This window comes from Chryseobacterium aahli (assembly GCF_022699665.1).
In the GTDB taxonomy this organism is placed as follows: domain Bacteria; phylum Bacteroidota; class Bacteroidia; order Flavobacteriales; family Weeksellaceae; genus Chryseobacterium; species Chryseobacterium aahli.
Window position 1 is genome coordinate 483,015 of record NZ_JALDNB010000002.1, and the last position, 20,878, is coordinate 503,892.

The window sequence follows — 20,878 nt, forward strand, 5'->3', positions numbered from 1 at the left end:
AATCCTTTTTTGTATTGGCAAAAGCGTTGGCAAAAAAGATTGGGAGCGGAAGACGGATAAAGCTGCCATAAAAATTTTAATCGTTAGTTTTTGTACTATAATCTATTTAACAGGTCGCCTCTACGAGGCTTGATGTGTATGGATGATTATGTTTGGCTATTAACAGTACGCTCCTACGGAGCTCTCAAATCCTGGTTAAAATTTCTATCAACTATAAACTGTCAACTTTCAACTTCTTTTTCGATTTGATATTGTTTTCCGTGAAGTCAGCGAGAATCTGATATTGATTCATTAATTCTGCATATTTTTCCACCTGTTCTGCCTGTGGGAAATATTCGGCTTCGAAATCGGAACCCATTTTCTGGATCGCTTCCTGAACATTCGGATAAATTCCTGCTGCAACTGCGGCGTAAATCGCTGCACCCAAAGCCGGGGCCTGGTCGGATGCTGCTACTACAATCGGCATATTCAGTACGTTTGCTAACGTCTGCATAATGAATGGCGATTTTCTGGCAACACCGCCGATTCCGATGACTTTTTCGATTTTCACGCCTTCTTCTTCGAAACGGTCAACAATTTTCTTGGAACCGAAACAAATAGCATTCACCAATGCTTTGAAAATGTGTGGTGCTTTCGTTCCGAGTGACAGGTTGCTGATAGCAGCTTTCAGCTCTTGATTCGCATCAGGTGTTCTTCGTCCGTTAATCCAATCCAAGGCGATAGGAACGGCTTCGGAAAGAGGAATTTTTTCCGCTTCCAAAGTGAGATTTCGGATGAGATGATTCTCTATTTCTTCTTTTAAAAGTTTTTTTTGATTATCATCGATGACACTAGAATTCATCAGAATATTTTGAGTTGGCCACATCAGAATATCTTTGTACCAGGCCAACAAATCTCCGAAAGCAGATTGACCTGCCTCAAGACCAATCAATCCGGGAATGACCGAACCATCTACCTGTCCGCAAATTCCTTTCACAGTTTTGTTTCCGATAATTTCGTTAGGTGCAACCATAATATCGCACGTGGAAGTTCCCATAATTCGGATGAGTGTATTCTCCTCCACTTTTGCGCCAACTGCTCCGGAATGTGCGTCGAAAGTTCCTACAGCAATCACCGTATTGGTCGTTAATCCTAATTTTGATGCCCATTCTTGATTTAAATTTCCTGCAACCTCATCGGAAGTGTAAGTTTTATCGTACAGCCTGTCACGAAGTTCAGCTAATGAAGGGTCTAACTGACCGAGGAAATCTTTTGACGGCAGTCCGTCCCACGATTCGTGCCACATCGCTTTGTGACCCGCTGCGCAACGGCTTCTTTTGAAAGTCGCCAAATCCTGATGGTCAGAAAGAAGAAACGTGATATAATCGCAATGTTCCATCCAACTGTAAGCCGAATTTTTCACATTGTCATCAACTCTATTGATGTGAAGAATTTTTGCCCAAAACCATTCGGAGGAATAGATTCCGCCTTCAAATTTAGTGTAATCTTTCGCCAAATGGTTGATTTCTTCTGCTTCTGAAATTGAAGTATGGTCTTTCCACAACACCATCATCGCATTGGGATTTTGTTCGAAACCAGGCGTTAAAGCCAATGCAATTCCTTCTTTGTTTACCGGAAGCGGTGATGAACCTGTGGTATCGATACAAACGCTGACAATACTTTCAGGTGCTACTCCACTTTCTTTGACAACTTCTGAAATGGTTTTTTCCAAGCCTTCGATATGGTCAAGCGGATGCTGACGGAATTGATTTTGTTCCGGCTGACAAAATTTTCCTCCTTTCCATCTTTGATAATAGCTTACGGATGTGGCGAGTTCGGCTCCGTTTTCTGTATCAATCAGGACTGCACGAACTGAATCTGTTCCATAATCTAATCCGATAACGTATTTCTTCATTTTTGCGATGAATTATTTTTTATTAATTTTTATTTTGGTAGACCCTTTACTTCGGCAGGCTCAGCACAAGCTTGGCTCAGGGTGACATCTCTAATACTAAATGTCTAGGTTGAACGAAATCGTTGCATTTCTATTAAGAGATTTAAACAAATATAAATTTTTATTTTTAATAAATGTAAATATTACACTTAATTTTAATTTTTCTTTTATTGATGGTACTTAAAGGCTATTTTATCTTTAAAACAACAAAAGAATTGGGTGGAATTTGAACAGAAAATTTCCCTTTTTTAATCACAGAATTCTCTTCAAGAGGTTTTATGTTTTCTTTTTCAAAATTATTTTCACTCGAAAGTTGAGAAGCTGTCAAGGTTGTTTTGGTTAATTTGCTTCCTAATTTTATGTTTTTTGGATTGATTTCAATTGACTTTTCCTGAGAATCTGTATTAACTATTTTGATGATTACTTCATTATTCTTACCATCTTTCACTGCAGATGCAAAGAGTTGGTTTTGTCCTTTTACAGCATTTCCGTTTTCCGAAATTTTGATTAAATCGGTTCCTTTATTATTTGAAAATAATTTCTGAACATAATAATTCGGTGTTGCGTATGACTTCAAATTATTAAACCAAATCAAATCCGGTGTCCATTGCCAACCGTCTGCGTGGGCAAAAAGCGGTGCGTAGGAAGTCATCGTAACCACATCTGCGTTTCTTTCCAATCCTGTCATAAAAGCGGCTTCCGACAATGCAGTCTGCCAGTTATTTTTGTTATCAGGTTTCACAACTCCGACTGATTGAGCAGCATATTCTCCGGCAAAAACTTTTGGTCCGGAACGGTCGTAAGCATCGTAACGTCCGGCATTTTTTGTAAACCATTCGGGCGAATTGTAATAATGCTCATCGACAATTTGTGCATTGAGTTTTTTTAACTCTTTCCAGCCGTATTCAAAGAATTCTCCGTCAGGCGATGGTCCACTTCCTGAAATAATTTTAATATCAGGATATTTGGCGTGGATGGCTTTTTCAAAAATTTTGTAACGTTCAATGTAATCTTCTCCCCACTGCTCGTTCCCAACACCGATATACTTCATATTGAACGGTTGCGGATGTCCCATTTCAGCACGGATTTTTCCCCATTTTGTGGTTTGACTTCCATTAGCAAATTCAATCAAATCCAAAGCATCCTGAACGTAAGGATTTAATTCTTCTAAATGAACCAACTCTCCAGTATTAAACTGGCAAGCCATTCCGCAACTCAGAATCGGTAAAGGTTCTGCTCCCAAATCTTCGGAAAGCTGAAAATATTCATAAAAGCCTAATCCGAACGACTGATAGTAATCGGGAGTGAGGCGATGTGCAAAACCTGAACTCCATTTGTTGATGAGATATTCTCTATCGGCGACATTTCCTAAAGTTTTTTTCCATTGATACCTTTCGGCAAGCGTTCTGCCTTCGACAATACAGCCTCCGGGAAAACGTAAAAATCCGGGTTGCAAGTCGTATAATTTTTGAACTAAATCTTTACGTAAACCACCCTTTCTTCCCTTCCAAGTATCTTGTGGGAAAAGGGAAATCATATCCATATTGACGACACCGTTTCCTGTGAAGGTGATTTGAAGTTTCGCTTTTTCAACCGTTCTTGATGGAGAAAAAACAGCAGTATATTTTTGCCAGCCTTTTCCTTTGATTAAAATCGGAACTGTAGAAATTACGACTCCATTTTCATCTATCAGACTTGTATTGACCGCAGAAATATTTCCTGATACATTTTCCAAGTCAAAACTAAAATCATATCTGGAATTCTGATGAAGTCCGATTCCTCTGAAACCTTCATTCTCCAAAATATAATTTTTATCATTGTAAACGGTTATTCTTCCGTAGTTTTTATTAGTTTTGGAATCATCAGAATAAATCGTCAGAAAACCGGAATCTAAATTTGGAGAAAGGGTTTTCGTGTTTTGTTGTTCCCAGCCCGTTAATGGTTCGTCAAATTCAAAACTCCGGTTTTTGATGAGTTCTGCATAAATACCGCCATCTGCTGCAAAGTTGATGTCCTCGAAGAAAATTCCGTACATCGTTGGCTGGATTTTGATGTTGGTGGAACTTCCGTCCAAATCTAAAGTAAACTTTGAGGTTTGTGCCGATGAAAATGCAACGCAAGTTGATAGAAGAAGGGTGAAGATTTTATTTTTAGTTTTCATTGATAATTTATTTTGATTGTCCAAATAGACACTTCGACTACGCTCAGTGTGACATCTCTAATAATAAACTTTTAAATTGAGTGGTATTTCTGTTTATTGATAAACCTTATAGGTTTTCTAAATTGAGAATAGTTTATTTGACTTTTAACTGCATACTTTTTAATCCTGCATTGTCAGAAGTTCCGCCGTAAAAAATGGTATAATCTCCTGATTTTGAAACCAAATCATCGGCTTTTTCATCGTAAAATTTGAATGATTCATTGGAAATTGTGAGTTGGACATTTTTTGTTTCTTTAGATTTAATCAAAACTCTTTCAAAAGCTCTTAAAGTCTTTACAGGAGCTAAAGCATCGTTATTCCTTTTCACATAAATCTGAATCACTTCTTCGCCGTCTCTTTCTGAAATGTTGGTAACCGGAATTGTAATAATCAAATTTTCATTAGAATTAATAGAATTTTTACTCAATTTTGCATCTCTATAATTGAATTTTGAATAACTCAAACCGTGACCGAACGGATACAAGGGTTTTTCTGTCATATAACGGTAGGTTCTTCCCTGCATATCGTAGTTTTCAAAACCCTGATGCTTGCTGGTTTTAGAAAGTGCATTATCCAGTTGCTCCAAATTTTTGTAAAAGGTAATCGGCAACTTTCCAGACGGATTGTAATCTCCAGCCAAAACATCTGCAACCGCAGTTCCGCTGGCTTGTCCGCCGTACCAGGCATTCAACAATACATCGTAGTTTTTTTCATCCTGTTCCAGACCAAGCGAACTTCCTGTACACAACACAAAAACAACAGGTTTTCCGGTTTTTCTTAATTCTGCAAGCAGTTCACGTTGAACTTTCGGAAGTTCTATCGAGGTTTTATCACCACCTTTGAAACCTTCGGCGCTTACTAACATTTCTTCACCTTCAAGACTTGGCGACAATCCGCCAGCAAAAATGATAACGTCAACATCTTTCACTTTTTCTTTTATCGAAGCGAAATTTACAGGATCTTTTTTGTAAACTTCAAACGTAATGCTTACGTATTTTCCTTTCTGGCTGTGACGGAGTTCTATTTGATACTCTTTTCCTTTCTGCATTTTTACAGGAAATTCCGAAGGATGTCTTGCGTCGGGACCTTTTCTGGTGGCGATTTCTTTGCCGTCAACAAAAAGCGTGTAAATATCTGATGTTGCGGCAGAAAATATTACTTCGCCCGAATAATTACTTTTAAAAATTCCGGAAATTCTTGCCGATGTATTTTCTCTGGCAACTCCCGCAGCGAGTTGTGTTCCTCCAAAGCTGTTATACGTTATTGCAGTACTATTGACTGATGTATTGATCGGCTGACCTTTGAATTCATTATTGTTAAAGAATTCTACCTTCAACCCTTTTTGTCCATTTTTCTGACTGATAAAATTTTGATAGAGCGAAGTTCTTGCCGTAGGATCTGCTACTTCACTTCCTTTTTCATAGATTATTTCAGCGTTTGGAAATTTAGTTTTAATTCCGTCTAAAATCGTAACCGTTGAAGAAGGTGTTCCGTTGTAATTTCCCAATTGCATAATTTCGTCATCAGCATTGGGACCAACCACAGCGATTTTTTTAATGCTTTTATTTAAAGGCAGGACATTCTTCTCATTTTTCATCAGCACAATAGACTTTTGAGCCATTTTCAAAGCCTGCTTCTTGTGTTCATCCGAATCTATCACCGAATATGGAATGTTGTTCCAATGAACGGAAGATTTGGGATCAAGCATTCCCAATTCAAACCAACCTTTCAGGATTCTTCGCATTGATATATCAAGGTCTTTTTCGGTGATTAATCCGCTGGCAAGAGATTTATTAAGATTGTTATAAGTATCTCCACATTCTAAATCTGTAGAATGTTTCAGCGCATCAGCAGCAGTACTTTTTTCATCGGGATGGGTTCCGTGGTATTTTTTCTGGTAGAAATCTGCCAAAGCCCAACAGTCGGAAACTACCATCCCATCGTATTTCCATTTTCCCCGAAGAATTTCTGTAAGCAATGTATTGTTGGCGCAACACGGTTGTCCGTCGAAAGCATTGTAAGCACACATCACTTCCCTTACATTTCCTTCCAAAACCAAAGATTTAAAAGCAGGAAGATAAGTTTCATACAAATCCCTTTTGGAAACTTCTGCATTGTAAGAATGGCGGTTCCATTCCGGACCGCTGTGAACAGCGAAATGTTTGGCGCAGGCGTGTGTTTTGAAATATTTTGGGTCATTTCCCTGCAAACCTTTTACCGCAGCAACACCGAGAACAGAAGTCAGATAAGGGTCTTCTCCGTAAGTTTCCTGACCTCTTCCCCACCGTGGGTCACGGAAAATATTAATATTCGGAGTCCAGAATGTCAACCCTTCATAACGTCCGGTTTTACTGGCTTCATCGAAAGATTTATTATATTTTGCACGGGCTTCATCAGAAATCATTTCGAAAGTTTTGAGATGTTCCGGAACATCCCAGGTTGCGGCTAAACCAATGGCTTGGGGAAAAACTGTAGCTGTACCTGCTCTCGCCACACCATGAAGCGCTTCGTTCCACCATCCGTAAGCGGGAATTTCGAGGCGAGGAACTGCTTTGGAATTATCCATCATCATTCCGATTTTTTCTTCTATGGTTAGTAGTCCGAGAAGGTTGTCAATTCTTTGTTCGACGGGAAGTTTGGGGTTTTGGAAGGGATGTTTGTAGTTCTGTGCATAACTTACGCTACTGATTACAAATAATAAGGTGAACAGAATTTTATTCATATTGTTGATTTTAAATCCATTATTTTATTCATTTGGCTCAAATAAAATCACTGGATGTGTTTTTATAATGTGATAATGACAAATATAAGATTCTATCCTTAATAAATGTATAAAATACACTTGTTTTTTATCTTAATGTTTCTGTTATTTTAATTCACGAAATAATCCTGATCAATATTTTGCATAATCGCATAAGAAAAGCCACCAGAAAAGCTGATGGCTTTAGAATTAAATTTTAATAGATTATTTTTTAATCAATTTACGTGTTACCGTTTGACCGGAATCAGATATTTCAACGAAATACACTCCAACCGGAAGGTTCGCAATATTAATTTTATTTTTACCTGAAGAAAGTTTCTGCTTTCCAGCAATCAAACTTCCTTTTGCATCAAATAGTGAATAGTTTGCCGTATTTGATTTAAGCTCGACAAAAAATTCATTTTGCGCAGGATTTGGATAAACACTTACCTCATCTTTTATCATTTCACTCTGAGAAACTGCAAGCGTAGCAAAACTTAATGGAAGAAAAGTATTGGTGTAAGTATTTTCTTCAGTAATATATCCTTGGAAAGGATTTATAAAAGGTTCGTTTCCGGCAGTTACTTTATAGAATCCCGTAACTCCGTTTTCTGTCTTAAGCACGTACGCTCCAGCAGGAACTTTTATCGTATGATAAACCCCATTCATCTGATTTACAGATATTGCTTTTGGAGTTGATACATTACCTGAACCGACGAAACTCATGTTTCCAGTAGCATTAACGAGTACAGGTGTATTTGCAGGAATGATACCATTGGTAATCTGCGTGGATGCTACACCCGTTGCAGACGGAATCATGGTATATGCGGTTACTCCCGACGGAATACTTGCCTCAAAAGGCAGTAATACAACGCCATAATCGCTGAAATTTCGTGTATATGATGCTGCCGTTGCAGTAAAATTAAAAGGTATCTGGAAGTCTTTACCCTGATCAGAAAGAATAAGTGTACTGCAGGTAGTTCCGGATACCACATTTATATTGTTATTGCTCACTGAATTGTTGACGTAGAATAAACTGTTTATGTTTTGAGAGGTACTGATCCAGCTTGATGTCGAATTAATTCCAGTTGTATTTCTAAAATCTAATGAAGTATAATATTCATTTTCCAAGGCATCCATAAGATTACTGTCTGTAGATGCGTATGCAGCTTCAAACTTTGATGCTCTTTCGTTTCCTACATTGAAGTAGACATCGCCAAGCTTTAGTGTAAGAATAGAACTGAAATTTCCACTTCTCAGCCCAATAATTCCTTTGCATCCAAAAGGCAGTAACGATCTGGATATATCAAATACCAGATTAAAACTACCTGATCCCGGCGTTGGAAACGCTACACTTCCGTAATTGTGATTTCTTAGTGTTCCATTACTGTCTACATAATATAATGTTGTATTTGAAGAAGTTGGCAAATTACTGGTCGTATAACTTAGGACATTAAAAATTAGTTTATTATATCTGTCGTTTAATGCTACATATCCGTTCGCTGCGGTAGTATTTGAACTGATGAGCGGTGTAGAATTGTAAAACGTAACTGTCTGACCAGATAACTGATGACCTGTACCGAAAGCCGGATTTGTAGTGGTCTGAGTTTCAATTTTATTATAATGCATCTCTGTTCCTGTCATTAACGATACTGGTCGGTCTCCACTTTTATTAAAAACAAAAGTCATTACGCTTGAAGGACTCACCATAATCTGCGGTCTGAACGTATCGGTAGAAAATGTGAATGGAGCAGAAACCATATTCGAAGTTTGTGACGTTGTTGTACTGGTTCCTGAATTGGTAAAAAACGGCAGATCTGCTTTCAGGTTATAAGAGTTTGCAGATGAGTTGATGACCACCAATGTAATCTGGTTTCCATCCTGTGAAATGTATGATGAACCTTCCAACGCTCCATTGGCTACTTCCCATTTAGCATCAATTCTCCTTTTACCCGTTGTCGTCTTTGCGAACTGCGATAAAATATATCCTCTTTTTGTCATCTCACCTGCTACGGTACCATTTGTACCATCACCCATCATTCCGTAGTATCTTTTTGATGCGTAATGAACCCATGCATTAATATTACCGAGCATCGCATTATTTACGCTTCTTGCAAAAGTAAAACCGTCAATCGACCAATTAAAGTCTCTTGCAGGTACACTGGTATTGGAATTCCAGTTGATGAGATATTCTGTTTGCCAGATTTGTTTATTATAATTTTGAAATTGCTTGTACACAGACTGCATAGATCCATATTGATGACCTCCATACACTTCAAAATTTGCCATCACTGCAGGACTTAAAAAAGCATTTGCAAAATTATCTGTAAAACCTACACTTTCCGGAGCAATTACGTTACAGTTGATCAAATGTCCATAATCTTTAACGAAAGTAGCAATCTGCGTTGGCGTCCAGATACAACCTTGGTATTGTGCCATTTCATCAGGCTCGTTCTGTATAGAAATATAATCAAGTGTCACTCCGTTGGTTGCCAGATAAGTTACGAAACTGTTGAGATGAAGAGCATAATCCTGATAATTTGCAGGTTTCAGATAACCAATTTGCTGTACTCCGTTTGTATCTGTGTACACTGCGTTAACGTGATTATTGGTTTTCCATGCTGCAGGCATTGTCCAGGGGCTTGCAAATACAATCAGACCCATTGATTTTGCCAATTGTGCAGTGGCCAAAACCTGTGGCCAGTTGGAACTGTCTTCAGGAATATACAGCCTCAGCATATTGTATCCCGCATCGGTAGCCCCATTTCCCCAGAGTTTCTGAATTTCTGCAGTTGTCATGTGATTGTAGGCAAACTGCGGACTGCAGACAAAGCCTCCAAATCCTGTAATGTTCTGATAAGTAATATTCTTATCAATTTTCACTTTTGCGCTCTGTGTACTCTGTGCATTAAGATGCCCTGTGAATACGATACCTGCCATGGCAGCAAGTACTAAATTGACGATTTTTCTCATAGTAATAATTTGATTTTAAATGTGACATAAATTTTAATTTAACTCAATATGTTATTATTGTTTTTTGAAATAAAATGTGTGGAAAATTGATTATTTATTTCCTGAATAATCACTTTCCGGCGCTCCCAGATAACTTGGTTTAAGTCCGCCTGTGTTGATTAAAATCTTTTCTAAAACAATTCCGGGTTCTAGAACTCTGAAACGTAAAGTCTGTTTTCCCGGTTGTGAAATCTGATGTTTTGTGATTGATTTAATGATGTGTTCCGACTGCCATCGTCCCAGTTCGCCTTTGTAATGGCCATTGAAATTAACAGTTTGTGGTGTTCCGCCGTCAAAAGAAATCTCGTAGCGTAATCCTTTATTGTGATTGTAATTTAAAGTCGGCGCGAGTAAAAGCTGAATTTCAAATTCGCCTTTTGATTCGAAATTAATATCGTATTCCAGATAAATATTTTCATCAACTTTCGGATAAGCGTTCTGTGGAAAAGTCGTAATTCCGGATTTTGTTTTTCCGAAGTCAGGAATCACTTCCCAATGGCTTCTGTCTGAATTATTCATTCTCGCAAAATTTTCGGCTTCGATTGAAACGTAACCGTTTTTCTCTTGGAATACTTTGTTCTTCGGAACATTTGCTTCCGAAACATACGTGACTTCAGGCATTATATTTACTTTTCCATCAAACCAGGCTTTGTAACCTATCTTCATCTGATCCATCATATGCGTCCATTTTCCACCTGCAATCTCATTGTTATATTTATTGTCGAGATATGCATTTCTTTCAAAATATTCCTTTACTTTATCAGCATAAAAATTTGCCTGAATATCATTTTTCGCTGCCAATTCTTTATTTTTCGCCACTGCATAATACATTTCGTACAAATTGCTGCACGCATCAATCGGATAAAGAATCAACTGATAATACGCATCCTGATATTCTGCCGGAATCTGGTCTTTCAAACGTAATGCATCCAACGCCAAAGCTCTGTAGTCATTCAAAACCGTTTCAAATTCATTATAATTTTCAAGACTGAATGTTTTGCTATCCAACGTTTCCGGTGTGACTCTGCGGTTATATTTTGCATAAAGATTAATCATTCTGGCAATTTCTTTTGAATGTTTTTCGCCAAACTGTTGAGCAGACCATTTCTCGGTATATTCCAGAAGATTTTTAGAATTAAATTGTTTCGGATTCCAAGCCATCTCCAGAAAGAAACTGATTGGAAACTCCATTGGTTTCAAATCGCCAACATTCACAACCCAAACTTTATCTACTTTATGTTCGTAAGAAAGATTCATCTGCTCCCAAACTCTCTGAATCGGATTGATGTTAATCCACTTAGAATTTCTTGGTCCGCCTACATAGTCAAAGTGATAGTACATTCCGTAACCGCCTTTATGCAAAGGTTTTGAAAGATCCGGAAGCTTTCTTACGTTGCCCCAGTTATCATCACAAAATAGCAAAATCACATCATCCGGAACTCTCATTCCTTTGTCATAATAATCCTGAACTTCTTTATATAAAGCCCAAACCTGTGGCGTTTTGCTTGGATTTTTACCTGTAACATTTTGAATGATTTTGCGCTGGTCTTTTACGATGTTCTCTAATAAGGAAATATTGGTTCCCTCTCCCATCGCTTCATCACCGTCGCCACGCATTCCGACAGTGACTAATTTTTCCCAGTTTTTGCTTCTTACTATTCCGGCTTTCCAGAAATCCTGCAACACTTTAGCATTTTTAGAATAATCCCAAACGTTCGGAAGATTATTTTTTTTGATGTATCTGTGCCAGTCCGTTTGTGCCTGAGCCATCGGTTCATGATGTGAAGTTCCCATTATGATTCCCATTTCGTTTGCCAAAGGTCCACTCAACACATCATCATCGTAAAATGCTTTTCCCCACATCGCAGGCCAGAGATAATTGGCTTTGGAGCGAAGAAGCAGCTCAAAAACCTTTTCATAAAATTTAGAATTGATACCACCAAAAGTAGCTCTTGCCCAACCGCCAAGAGAAGGTTCTTCATCATTCAGGAAAATTCCGCGGTATTCTACGGCAGGTTCTCCGTCGGTATAAATTCCTTTTTTGAAGTATAAATTTTCTTTTGCTTCCACCGGAACATCTGCCCAGTAATGCCAGGGTGAAACGCCGATTTGCCGAGACACTTCATAAATACCATAAATGGTTCCTCGTTTGTCGCTGCCTGCAATCACAATCGCTTCGGAAACGCCAGGAAATGGATTGCTGATATTCTGAATGACGTATTTTTCGCGTTTTCCGGTTAATGCTTTTCCATCAATCTTTTTTTGTCTGATTAAATCATCAATCACCGATTTGGTTCCTATAGTTCCAATGATGATTAAAGGAGAATTCATTCCTGAAATCTGATTCAGTATATTGGGCTGTTCACCTGTTACTTTCTGGAAATCGGATTGCAGGTTTTTGACAGCTCTTAAAATTCCATTGTCGATTTCTGAGTTTGTGAAAATGGATAGACTAACGGATTTTTCTTTTAATACAACGTTTTCGGATTTTTTTTCTGTGCTGATAAACGGCTCTGTTGCATTGATCTGCAGACAACATCCGAAAAATACGACAAGAAAAAATATTTTTATTCGATTCATAATCTTTTATTTTTATTAATAATGAAATCTTACTGATTAATTGAACCCTTTCAGGGTTCGCATATTATTTATATTTCGTTTTCCATAGGTTGCACCTACGGCTATTGCTATTGAATCCTACGGATTCTTTTATTGCAGCGAATCTTTCGCAGCCCGACCTGAGTGGAGCAAAGCGGAACAAAAAAGCGGGAACGGAGGGCGGATTAGCTGCCCAAATCATTCCTGTATTAATTCTTCAACACAAATCCGCCATTCGGCTGAATTTCAATTTCAAATTCTCCTTTTTTATTGATGGAAACCGTTTTTGTAAAAGTGTTTCCATTTTTATCATCATTAATGAGTTCCAGATTTTTACCAGCCAACATTGGAAGATTGAGTGTAAGTTTTTTAGAAGTTTTTTCAGCATTTACACCCGCAACATACCATTTGTCATTATGCCTTCTCGCTATCACAGAATATTTCCCGGGATAACCGTCGATGAAAACCGTTTCGTCCCAAAGTGTGGGAACTTCTTTTATAAAATCCAACTGGAATTTTGGAGCATCAGTCAGGTTATTCGGCATTATTCCAAACATCTGAATCGGATTCTGAAACAAAACTGCTGTCGCCAGTTGGAAACCATCTGTGGTAAGCCTTTTATTTTTTTCTTTATTGGATTTAGTAAGAAATTTATTGAGAAAAGTTCCGCCAAACTCCATACTTCCCACCGTATTTCTGATGAAAGGATGTAAGGTTGCAAAAAATGCTTCCTGCTTACGGACATCTTCCGAAAAGTAAAGCATTTCCGAGGCTAAAACAGCTTCGCTTCCAGCATAATTCGGGTACATTACTTCCCAGCCTCTCGGCAAAGTAGCGCCGTGGAAAATAATCATCAGACCAAAATCATTGGCATCCGACAAAATATCTTCATACAGACGCATCGTTTCCTGCTTGTCGCCACCAAAAAAATCGACTTTCAAACCTTTTACACCGATTTCTTTCAGCCATTTCATTTCTTTTTTGCGTTCTACAGAAGTGCTCATTTTGTTTCTTGGTCCCATTGGCGCATCATTGGTGGCTCCGTTGGAATTATACCAAAGCATTACTCCCACATTTTTAGATTTGGCGTATTGAACGAGTTCTTTCATCCGGTCTTTGCCGATATTTTTATCCCAAAGCGCATCCATCAAAATGAATTCATAATTAAGTTTTGATGCCAAATCAATAAATATTGTCTGTTCATCATAATTCATACTGTTATCCTGCCATAGAATCCAGCTCCAGGTAGATTTTCCGAATTGATATTTCTGCGAAGGTTCATAAAGAGGTTCTACAACATTAAATGGAATGGTCGTTTCAACTATCGGTTTCAAAGAATCTCCAATCGTAATCGTTCTCCACGGAGTTTTCCCAGGCAAAGAAATTGCTGCTCCTGAACTTCCGAAACCGTTGTTTTCAGCCATATTCGGATAGGCAACCTGATAAAGATTTTTATCTGAAGTGGTGTTGAGATGAGAAGCACAATACAAACTACTAACTCCAGTTTCTGAAAGCAAAACCCAGCCCTCGTTTCCGATATGAAAAAGCCCAGGGAAAACGTAACCATAATCAGCTTTCGTTCCTAATTCTGCATCGGCTTTGTAGCCACTTTCATAGCTTGGTGCTGTGCGTGCAAAACCGGTCATCGGTTTCATCATTGGCGAAAGAAATGTTGTCGTCTGTGGCGGAAATCGATATCCCGTAACTTCCGACTGTACCACAATACTGAGATGATCTCTCATTGGAGGAATATCATATCGAAAGGCAATATTGTTATCACTTACCTGAAACTCAATTCCAATACTGAACTGCTCTTGATTGGTAAAATTGACGGTCAACGTATTTGCTTTGTATTCAACTTCTGATTTTTTAATTTTCTCGTTGCTGTATTTTTTGGAAACGAAATCCTTTTTACTGTTGATGAATTTTAAATTTTTAGAAAAATCCGATTCATTGGTGATTAAACCCAAAGGAGACTTTTCGAGCATTGTTTTTCCTTGAAAAGTAACGGAATACAATGCTTTTCCGTCTTCTGAAAATACATTCAGTTTCAGTTTTCCGTCCGGGCTCGAAATTTCGGCAACCTGTGCTTTAAGTTCTGATAAAAAACAGAAGCTTATTAATACAAAAAATATGAGTGTAAATTTTTTCATTTTAAATTATTTTGAAAACATCCAATAGTCAAAAAACATAATGTCTTTTTCCGCTTTGCTATTGAAAACGAAATAAAGATTGTGAACGCCTTTAATCGAATTAGATAAATTGATTTTAACCGTCTCAAAGCGGTCGTCTCCGCCAGTCATCGGAACTTTTATTGTTCCGACAATCGGTCCGTCCAGACTGTCTAAACGAACGTCCATCGTAACGCCGCTATTATGCGTAGTTCCTACTCTTGCAGAAAAAGTTGTTGCGCCATCTTTTCCAAAATCAACATTTTTTACACTTGTGTAAGCACTGTTTTTCTTTGCTTTGATGAAAACTCCCGCTGTTTTGTTCTGATAAGATTTCATATTTTCTGACCACGAAATCATCTCCGCCTGATTGAATGCGTATGGATTGACGGTTGCAATGGCTTTCGTAATTCCGTTGGTCATTTTGAATGGAGAAATTGAACCGTCTTTATTAAATTCTAATTCCTGCACACTGACCGAACGTGTGAATCCACTTCCTCCCGGCAAAGCACCATTGTGATAGAAAAAGTAGGTTTTCCCTCTGAAATCAACCACACCGGGATGATTGGTAAAAGATTTTCCTTCTGCAGGCATAATAATTCCGCCATATTTCCAAGGACCTTGCGGACTTTTGCTGGTGGAATAGCCTATAAATTCCGGTAACGCACCGCCCGGCCAGAAGAGATAATAAAGATTTTTTCGTTTGTAAAGCCACGGACCTTCTTCGTATTTCGTTGGTCTTTCAGGATTGCCTTCCCGTTTTCCGAAAGATTCTTCAGTCATCGGAACTTCAACAATATCACCGCAATAGGAAATCATATCTTCATTCAGTTTCACGTATTTAAGTTTGGGATTTCCCCAATACATATGCGCCTGACCATCATCATCAATGAAAACCGTCGGGTCAATATCGCCCCATTCACTCTGAACAAGCGGTTTTCCCAGCGGATCGTGAAACGGTCCAAACGGACTGTCGGCAACTGCAACTCCAATTGCCCCTTTGTTATTGGTTTTCGAAATCATTGGGACATACATAAAGAATTTCCCGTTTCTTTCGATGCACTGAGCCGCCCACGCATCACGCTTTGCCCAATCGAAATCGTTGTAGGAAAGTATCACGCCGTGGTCTGTCCAGTTGACCATATCATTGGTAGAATATAATTTCCAGTTATTCATTGTGAACCACGTAGAATCGTCTTCATCGTGACTGGTGTACACATACAAACGGTCATTGAAAACCATTGGCGCAGGATCGGCTGTAAATGCAGTCTGAATGATGGGATTCTGTGCAGACAAAATTCCACCACAACAAATCAGCAGACCATTGAGTATTATTTTTAGGGTGTTTTTTTTTATTTTCATAGCAATTTGGCTTTAAAAATTGACTTTAATTTGAACTGAATTTCCACCAATCAAAGTAGAAAAGGTCTTTGTTTCCTTTGAATACAAAATATACATCGTGTACGCCTTTTATATTTTTTACCTGAGATTTTATGGTTTTAAACAGGTCGCCTTCTGCCTTTCCGGTTACCTGAACAGTTCCTAATATTGACCCGTCCACCGCATCAGTATGGATTTCTATACTTCCTCCATTCATTGAAGCAACTGAAACTTCCAGAAATTTTGTTCCTTTGGAAAAATCAACACCCTGAACTTTGAGGTAATCTCCGTTGTGGATAGACGAAACCACTATTCGGTCAGTAATTTTTTTGCCTGTGTCGTACGGATTATTTCTTTCCCACTCTGTCATTTTTTCTGTTTTCAAACCTTCACTATAAGCGATAGTTTCCGCTTCTACTCTGTCATACGGATTTAAAGTCGCAATTCTTTTTACGCCTTCAGGATTCCAAAATGGTAACTTTTGAATCGTGCCATCGGCATTGTAAGTCAGTTCGCTCACACAGATGGAACGGCGCTCATAATGCTTGCTTATGGTTCGTTTTCCGAGATTGTAATTGAAACCGAATACGTAAGATTTTCCTTTGTAGTCAATGATTCCGGGATGATTTCCGTTGGAACGTTTGTCGCTGTCCATAATCATTCCCTGGTATTCCCACGGACCGGTTGCCGATTTGCCCATTGCATAACCGATTCCTTCCGGACAACACGTTGAGGCATATGCCATATAATAATTCCCGTTTCGTTTCCAAGCCCACGGACCTTCCTGATAATGAAATGAGTCTGGCGAACCTTTGACTTTGGCAATCGAAGGGTCTTTTACGACTGGTCCATCCACAGAAATCATATCTTTATTCAGCTTTACATACCAAAGATTTGGATTTCCCCAATATAAATAAGCTTGTTCATCGTCGTCAATAAGAACAGTCGGGTCGATATCATCACTTGAATTTTTTACAAGCGGTTTTCCGATTGGGTCTTTGAAAGGACCATACGGACTGTCCGCCACCAAAACACCAATTCCTCTCTGTCCGGGCATCGGGCAATACATATAAAACTTGCCGTTTCTTTCGATGACCTGAGGCGCCCACGCTCCATTCTCCGGGTCTGTCCATTTGAAATCCTTTAATGAAGCTACAACACCGTGATCGGTCCAGTTGACCATATCGGTCGAAGTGTACAACAGCCAGTCTTTCATTTTAAATCCGAATGCATCATCTTCGTCGTGGCTCGTGTACAGAAAAACGGTGTCTTTGTAAACCATTGGTGCGGGATCAGCTGTGAATTTGGTCTGAATGATTGGATTTTGGGCAGACAGCGATAATCCTGTGAGCATCAACCCAATATTTAAAGTATATTTTAAAACTATTTTTTTAATCATAATCAGTTTTTTTGAATTTAATTCTTCTGTCCTGGTATTTCAAGAATTTGACTATCCTATTTAAGAATCACTTTAACATTTTGACCCGAATAAGCCACCGTTTTCTGCTGACCATTAGGAAGAATTATGTTGAAGTTTCTTTTGTCAATCATTCCGTTATAATTTCCTTTGCGGGCATCTATCGTAAGTGTATTTGATTTGTCATCCCAATGCATTGGTATTTCGGTATAGTCGCCTTTTTCGTAGTTATAATTGTCAAATTCATCTTCATACAATACAAAATCTGCATCTGAACCCGGATAAATTTTTAAAATTAAATTGTCCCATTTTTTCTCTGTCGCATATTGGACATCGGGACCAAAAGGGATGATGCTTCCACCTTTTACATACAATGGAATACTTTGGATATTGACTTTTTTTTCGATTTCCTGTCCGCCTTTATATTTTGCATTGTTCCAGTAGTCATACCAAACAGAACCGGACGGAAGATAGACTTTGACAGTTTTATTTTGGGTAAAATCTACAGTGGAAACTGAACCTTCTTTTTTGCTCTCATCTTTTTTATCCCAACCTTGATTTTCATCGGTTTTAACTATTTTTTCAAGGGTATATTGGGCATTCAGTACAGGAGCGACGAGAAAAGATTTCCCGAACATATATTCGTTATTGATGTCCCAGACTTTTTTATCTTCTGCAAAATCCATTGCAAGCGGTCGCATAAAGCTTGACTGATTTTTGGAAACCTCCCACGAAACAGAATAGATGTAAGGCAATATACTGTAACGCAATCTGATGAATTTCTCTACGGCATCGTACACCATATCTCCTTTTTTTCCAAACTGGTAAATCTCTCTCGGTACATCGGCTCCGTGCGAACGCATCATGGGCGTGAAGGTTCCGTATTGCAACCAACGAACATACAATTCTTGAAACATTGGATTTTTTGAACCCGAACTTTCATTCCAGCCCTTTTTATAAGTTCCGGCAAAGAATCCTCCGATATCTGAGTTAAAATTTGGATTTCCGGTCAGGGTAAAATTAAGACCAGCCGGAACCTGATTGCGTAAAGATTCCCAGGAAGAATTAACATCTCCAGACCAAGTATTCGCACCATATCGTTGCTGACCAGCGAAAGCAGATCTTGTTAAAATAAAAACTCTTTTGTCACTTGTCGTAGCCCGTTGATGGTCATAAACACCGCCAACAGCCATCAACGGATAGGCATTTCTTACTTTTCTGAATGAACCGAGATAGGTTTTTGTATCTAAATCTTCTGGTTTTTGGCTAAGATGGTCAGGTTCTGTAGAATCCATCCACCAAGTATCTACGCCAAGACTGAAAACGCCTTTATTCAGATATTTCCAGTAAATATCCCTTGCTTCGGGATTGTAGGCATCGTAAACACGCACACCGGAAGGATAATTCATATCGGGAGGCCAGACTTCGCGACCAGATTCCGGCCACGTTTTGAAATTGAAAAGCATTCCTTTTGTGTCCATTTCGCGATATTGCTTGGTCATCGGTCCGAATGACGACCAGATGGAAACAGACAAATGCGCATTCATTCCGTGGATATCATTAATCATTTTTTTTGCATCAGGAAAATCCGGACTGATAAAATCCATCGCATTCCACTGATAATTATTTCCCCAATATTGCCAATCCTGAATGATTCCGTCCAAAGGAACTTTCAAATCACGGTATTTTTTGACCACATCTACAATTTCATTCTGACTTTTATACCGTTCTTTGCTTTGCCAGAAACCGTAAGTCCATAAAGGAAACATAGGAACATTTCCGGTAAGGTCACGCATTGCAGCAACTACTCCATCAGCATTTCCACTATACATAAAATAGTAATCCACGCCTTCTCCAACTTCGGAGGCGAATGACGTTTTCAGAGCATTATCGGTAAACTGAGTCGGGGAATAATTGTCCCAAAAAACGCCGTAACCTTTTACAGACTGGAAAAAAGGCACAAAATCCCAGGTATTGTTCTGCATCATTCTGATGTCCTGATTCCGTTGGGACAATTTTCCGTTTTGAAGGATTCCCAAACCGTAAATCGGCTCTTCTTTTTCCAACTGAAAAGATTGGGTTACAGAATAAGTTGGATTTCCGGCATCATTAAAAGGTTCAAAATCACTACCTTTTTCTTTCAGAAGTTCTTTTCCTGATAAAGTATTGTAGACTATTTCTCCGTTTCTTGTGTTGATTGAAAGTTGTAAATTATTCGTTTTTATCAATAAAATATCTTTATTTTCTGTAATAGAGAATTTCGTTTTTTGTTCTTGCTTAATAACAGACAGGCTGTTTTTTACAAATGATTTTCCAGAAGGATATTTGATAATTCTCACCGTGTTTGGTCCGTAAAACTTCACTTCCACATTCATTTTATCCGCAGAAAAACTCAAGCCCGAATCTGTTTTTTTATAAGATTGTGCGCTCACATTTTGCTCTATTCCCGATATAATGATCATCGTGATAATGAAAGCATTTATGTTTATTTTTCTGAAATTCATTTTTATGGTATTTATATTTTTATCAATTGTAATCGCTACTCTGATTTTAATAGATTGCTGATTTCCTCCTGATCAACAGGTTTAAAAAGCAATTGCGAAAACATAAAAAGATCATTTTTCCATACTTTAAAATCGTGACCGCCCGGTTCTATGTAAAAAATATGTGGAATTTTATTTTCCGTCAAATAATCACTTGTTCTTTTGCTGAAAGGCATCAATCCATCCTGATCACCGCAGGAAATCCAAAGAAGTTTTAATTCCTTAGCTTTTGCAGGATTCGGGAGTAATTTTTGAGGTTTTTTCGTATTTGGAGCAGATGAAAAACCGCCAACCCAGGCGAATTTGTCGATATTTCCCAATCCAAAATTCAGGGTTTGTCCGCCTCCCATTGACAGTCCGGCAATCGCACGGTTTTCTCGGTCTTTTTTAACAGGATATTTTTTTTCGATAAATGGAATCAGGTCGTTTAACAAATCTTTTTCGAAAGTAGCAAAAGCTTCCACTTTATCTTTTGCCATAATATTTCCCGTCGCTCTATCGTCTTTCATTGCTCTGCCATTCGGCAAAACCACAATCATCGGCGTAAGTTTTCCTTGTGCATAGAGATTGTCCAGAATAATTTGAGGCGTTCCGTTTTTGAACCACTCCTTTTCGTCGCCACCAATACCGTGAAGCAGGTACAAAACCGGATATTTATTCCCTTTTTTGAAGACTGGCGGTGTGTAGACTAACGCTTTCCTTTGAGTTCCTACCGTTTTTGATTCGTAGTTAATCGTATCAATTTTTCCGTGTGGAATTTCTTTCTTTTCAACGTCAAAACCTTGCGGTGCTTGTTTATCAAGCGTTTGTGCAGAAATGAAAATTCCTGACAAGACAAAACCTAAAACAAATATGATTGGCTTACTCATAATTTTTTATTTGTA

General features: G+C 38.4%; 10 protein-coding genes. All 10 read right to left on the reverse strand.

All coding sequences use genetic code 11. The features are described from left to right. Nucleotides 1-211 precede the first annotated feature (211 nt). The 10 genes from MQX03_RS04515 to MQX03_RS04560 all read right to left on the reverse strand — a co-directional run bounded on the left by MQX03_RS04515 (nt 212) and on the right by MQX03_RS04560 (nt 20,863). Complete coding sequence (locus MQX03_RS04515; RefSeq protein ID WP_242801816.1) at nt 212-1,894, reverse strand: ribulokinase; 1,683 nt, start codon at nt 1,892-1,894, stop codon at nt 212-214. A gap of 226 nt (nt 1,895-2,120) precedes the next feature. Next, nucleotides 2,121-4,094 (reverse strand): alpha-L-arabinofuranosidase C-terminal domain-containing protein, encoded by a 1,974-nt coding sequence (locus MQX03_RS04520; protein WP_242801817.1) that lies wholly within the window; start codon nt 4,092-4,094, stop codon nt 2,121-2,123. 133 nt (nt 4,095-4,227) lie between these two features. Continuing rightward, the gene (locus MQX03_RS04525) at nt 4,228-6,855 is read right to left on the reverse strand and encodes a beta-glucosidase (RefSeq protein ID WP_242801818.1); all 2,628 of its coding nucleotides are present in this window, start codon (nt 6,853-6,855) and stop codon (nt 4,228-4,230) included. Nucleotides 6,856-7,098: 243 nt separating this feature from the next. Next, complete coding sequence (locus MQX03_RS04530; RefSeq protein WP_242801819.1) at nt 7,099-9,846, reverse strand: T9SS type A sorting domain-containing protein; 2,748 nt, start codon at nt 9,844-9,846, stop codon at nt 7,099-7,101. 90 nt (nt 9,847-9,936) lie between these two features. Further along, nucleotides 9,937-12,465 (reverse strand): glycosyl hydrolase 115 family protein, encoded by a 2,529-nt coding sequence (locus MQX03_RS04535; RefSeq protein ID WP_242801820.1) that lies wholly within the window; start codon nt 12,463-12,465, stop codon nt 9,937-9,939. A 227-nt stretch (nt 12,466-12,692) separates the two neighbouring features. Beyond that, nucleotides 12,693-14,636 carry a glycoside hydrolase family 97 protein gene (locus MQX03_RS04540; RefSeq protein ID WP_242801821.1) on the reverse strand — a complete coding sequence of 648 codons (1,944 nt, stop codon included), beginning with the start codon at nt 14,634-14,636 and terminating at the stop codon, nt 12,693-12,695. Between the two features lie 6 nt (nt 14,637-14,642). Further along, nucleotides 14,643-16,016 (reverse strand): glycoside hydrolase family 43 protein, encoded by a 1,374-nt coding sequence (locus MQX03_RS04545; RefSeq protein ID WP_242801822.1) that lies wholly within the window; start codon nt 16,014-16,016, stop codon nt 14,643-14,645. A gap of 25 nt (nt 16,017-16,041) precedes the next feature. Then, nucleotides 16,042-17,433 carry a glycoside hydrolase family 43 protein gene (locus MQX03_RS04550; RefSeq protein ID WP_242801823.1) on the reverse strand — a complete coding sequence of 464 codons (1,392 nt, stop codon included), beginning with the start codon at nt 17,431-17,433 and terminating at the stop codon, nt 16,042-16,044. Between the two features lie 56 nt (nt 17,434-17,489). After that, complete coding sequence (locus MQX03_RS04555; RefSeq protein ID WP_242801824.1) at nt 17,490-19,955, reverse strand: glycoside hydrolase family 31 protein; 2,466 nt, start codon at nt 19,953-19,955, stop codon at nt 17,490-17,492. Nucleotides 19,956-19,990: 35 nt separating this feature from the next. After that, on the reverse strand, nt 19,991-20,863 hold the full coding sequence (locus MQX03_RS04560) for an alpha/beta hydrolase (RefSeq protein WP_242801825.1): 873 nt from the start codon (nt 20,861-20,863) through the stop codon (nt 19,991-19,993). Nucleotides 20,864-20,878: the final 15 nt, after the last annotated feature.

Coding starts and splice junctions, on each gene's coding strand:
- MQX03_RS04525 (WP_242801818.1), bottom strand. CDS start 6,855: ATGAATAAAATTCTGTTCACCTTATTATTTGTAATCAGTAGCGTAAGT.
- MQX03_RS04550 (WP_242801823.1), bottom strand. CDS start 17,433: ATGATTAAAAAAATAGTTTTAAAATATACTTTAAATATTGGGTTGATG.
- MQX03_RS04520 (WP_242801817.1), bottom strand. CDS start 4,094: ATGAAAACTAAAAATAAAATCTTCACCCTTCTTCTATCAACTTGCGTT.
- MQX03_RS04560 (WP_242801825.1), bottom strand. CDS start 20,863: ATGAGTAAGCCAATCATATTTGTTTTAGGTTTTGTCTTGTCAGGAATT.
- MQX03_RS04555 (WP_242801824.1), bottom strand. CDS start 19,955: ATGAATTTCAGAAAAATAAACATAAATGCTTTCATTATCACGATGATC.
- MQX03_RS04530 (WP_242801819.1), bottom strand. CDS start 9,846: ATGAGAAAAATCGTCAATTTAGTACTTGCTGCCATGGCAGGTATCGTA.
- MQX03_RS04515 (WP_242801816.1), bottom strand. CDS start 1,894: ATGAAGAAATACGTTATCGGATTAGATTATGGAACAGATTCAGTTCGT.
- MQX03_RS04540 (WP_242801821.1), bottom strand. CDS start 14,636: ATGAAAAAATTTACACTCATATTTTTTGTATTAATAAGCTTCTGTTTT.
- MQX03_RS04545 (WP_242801822.1), bottom strand. CDS start 16,016: ATGAAAATAAAAAAAAACACCCTAAAAATAATACTCAATGGTCTGCTG.
- MQX03_RS04535 (WP_242801820.1), bottom strand. CDS start 12,465: ATGAATCGAATAAAAATATTTTTTCTTGTCGTATTTTTCGGATGTTGT.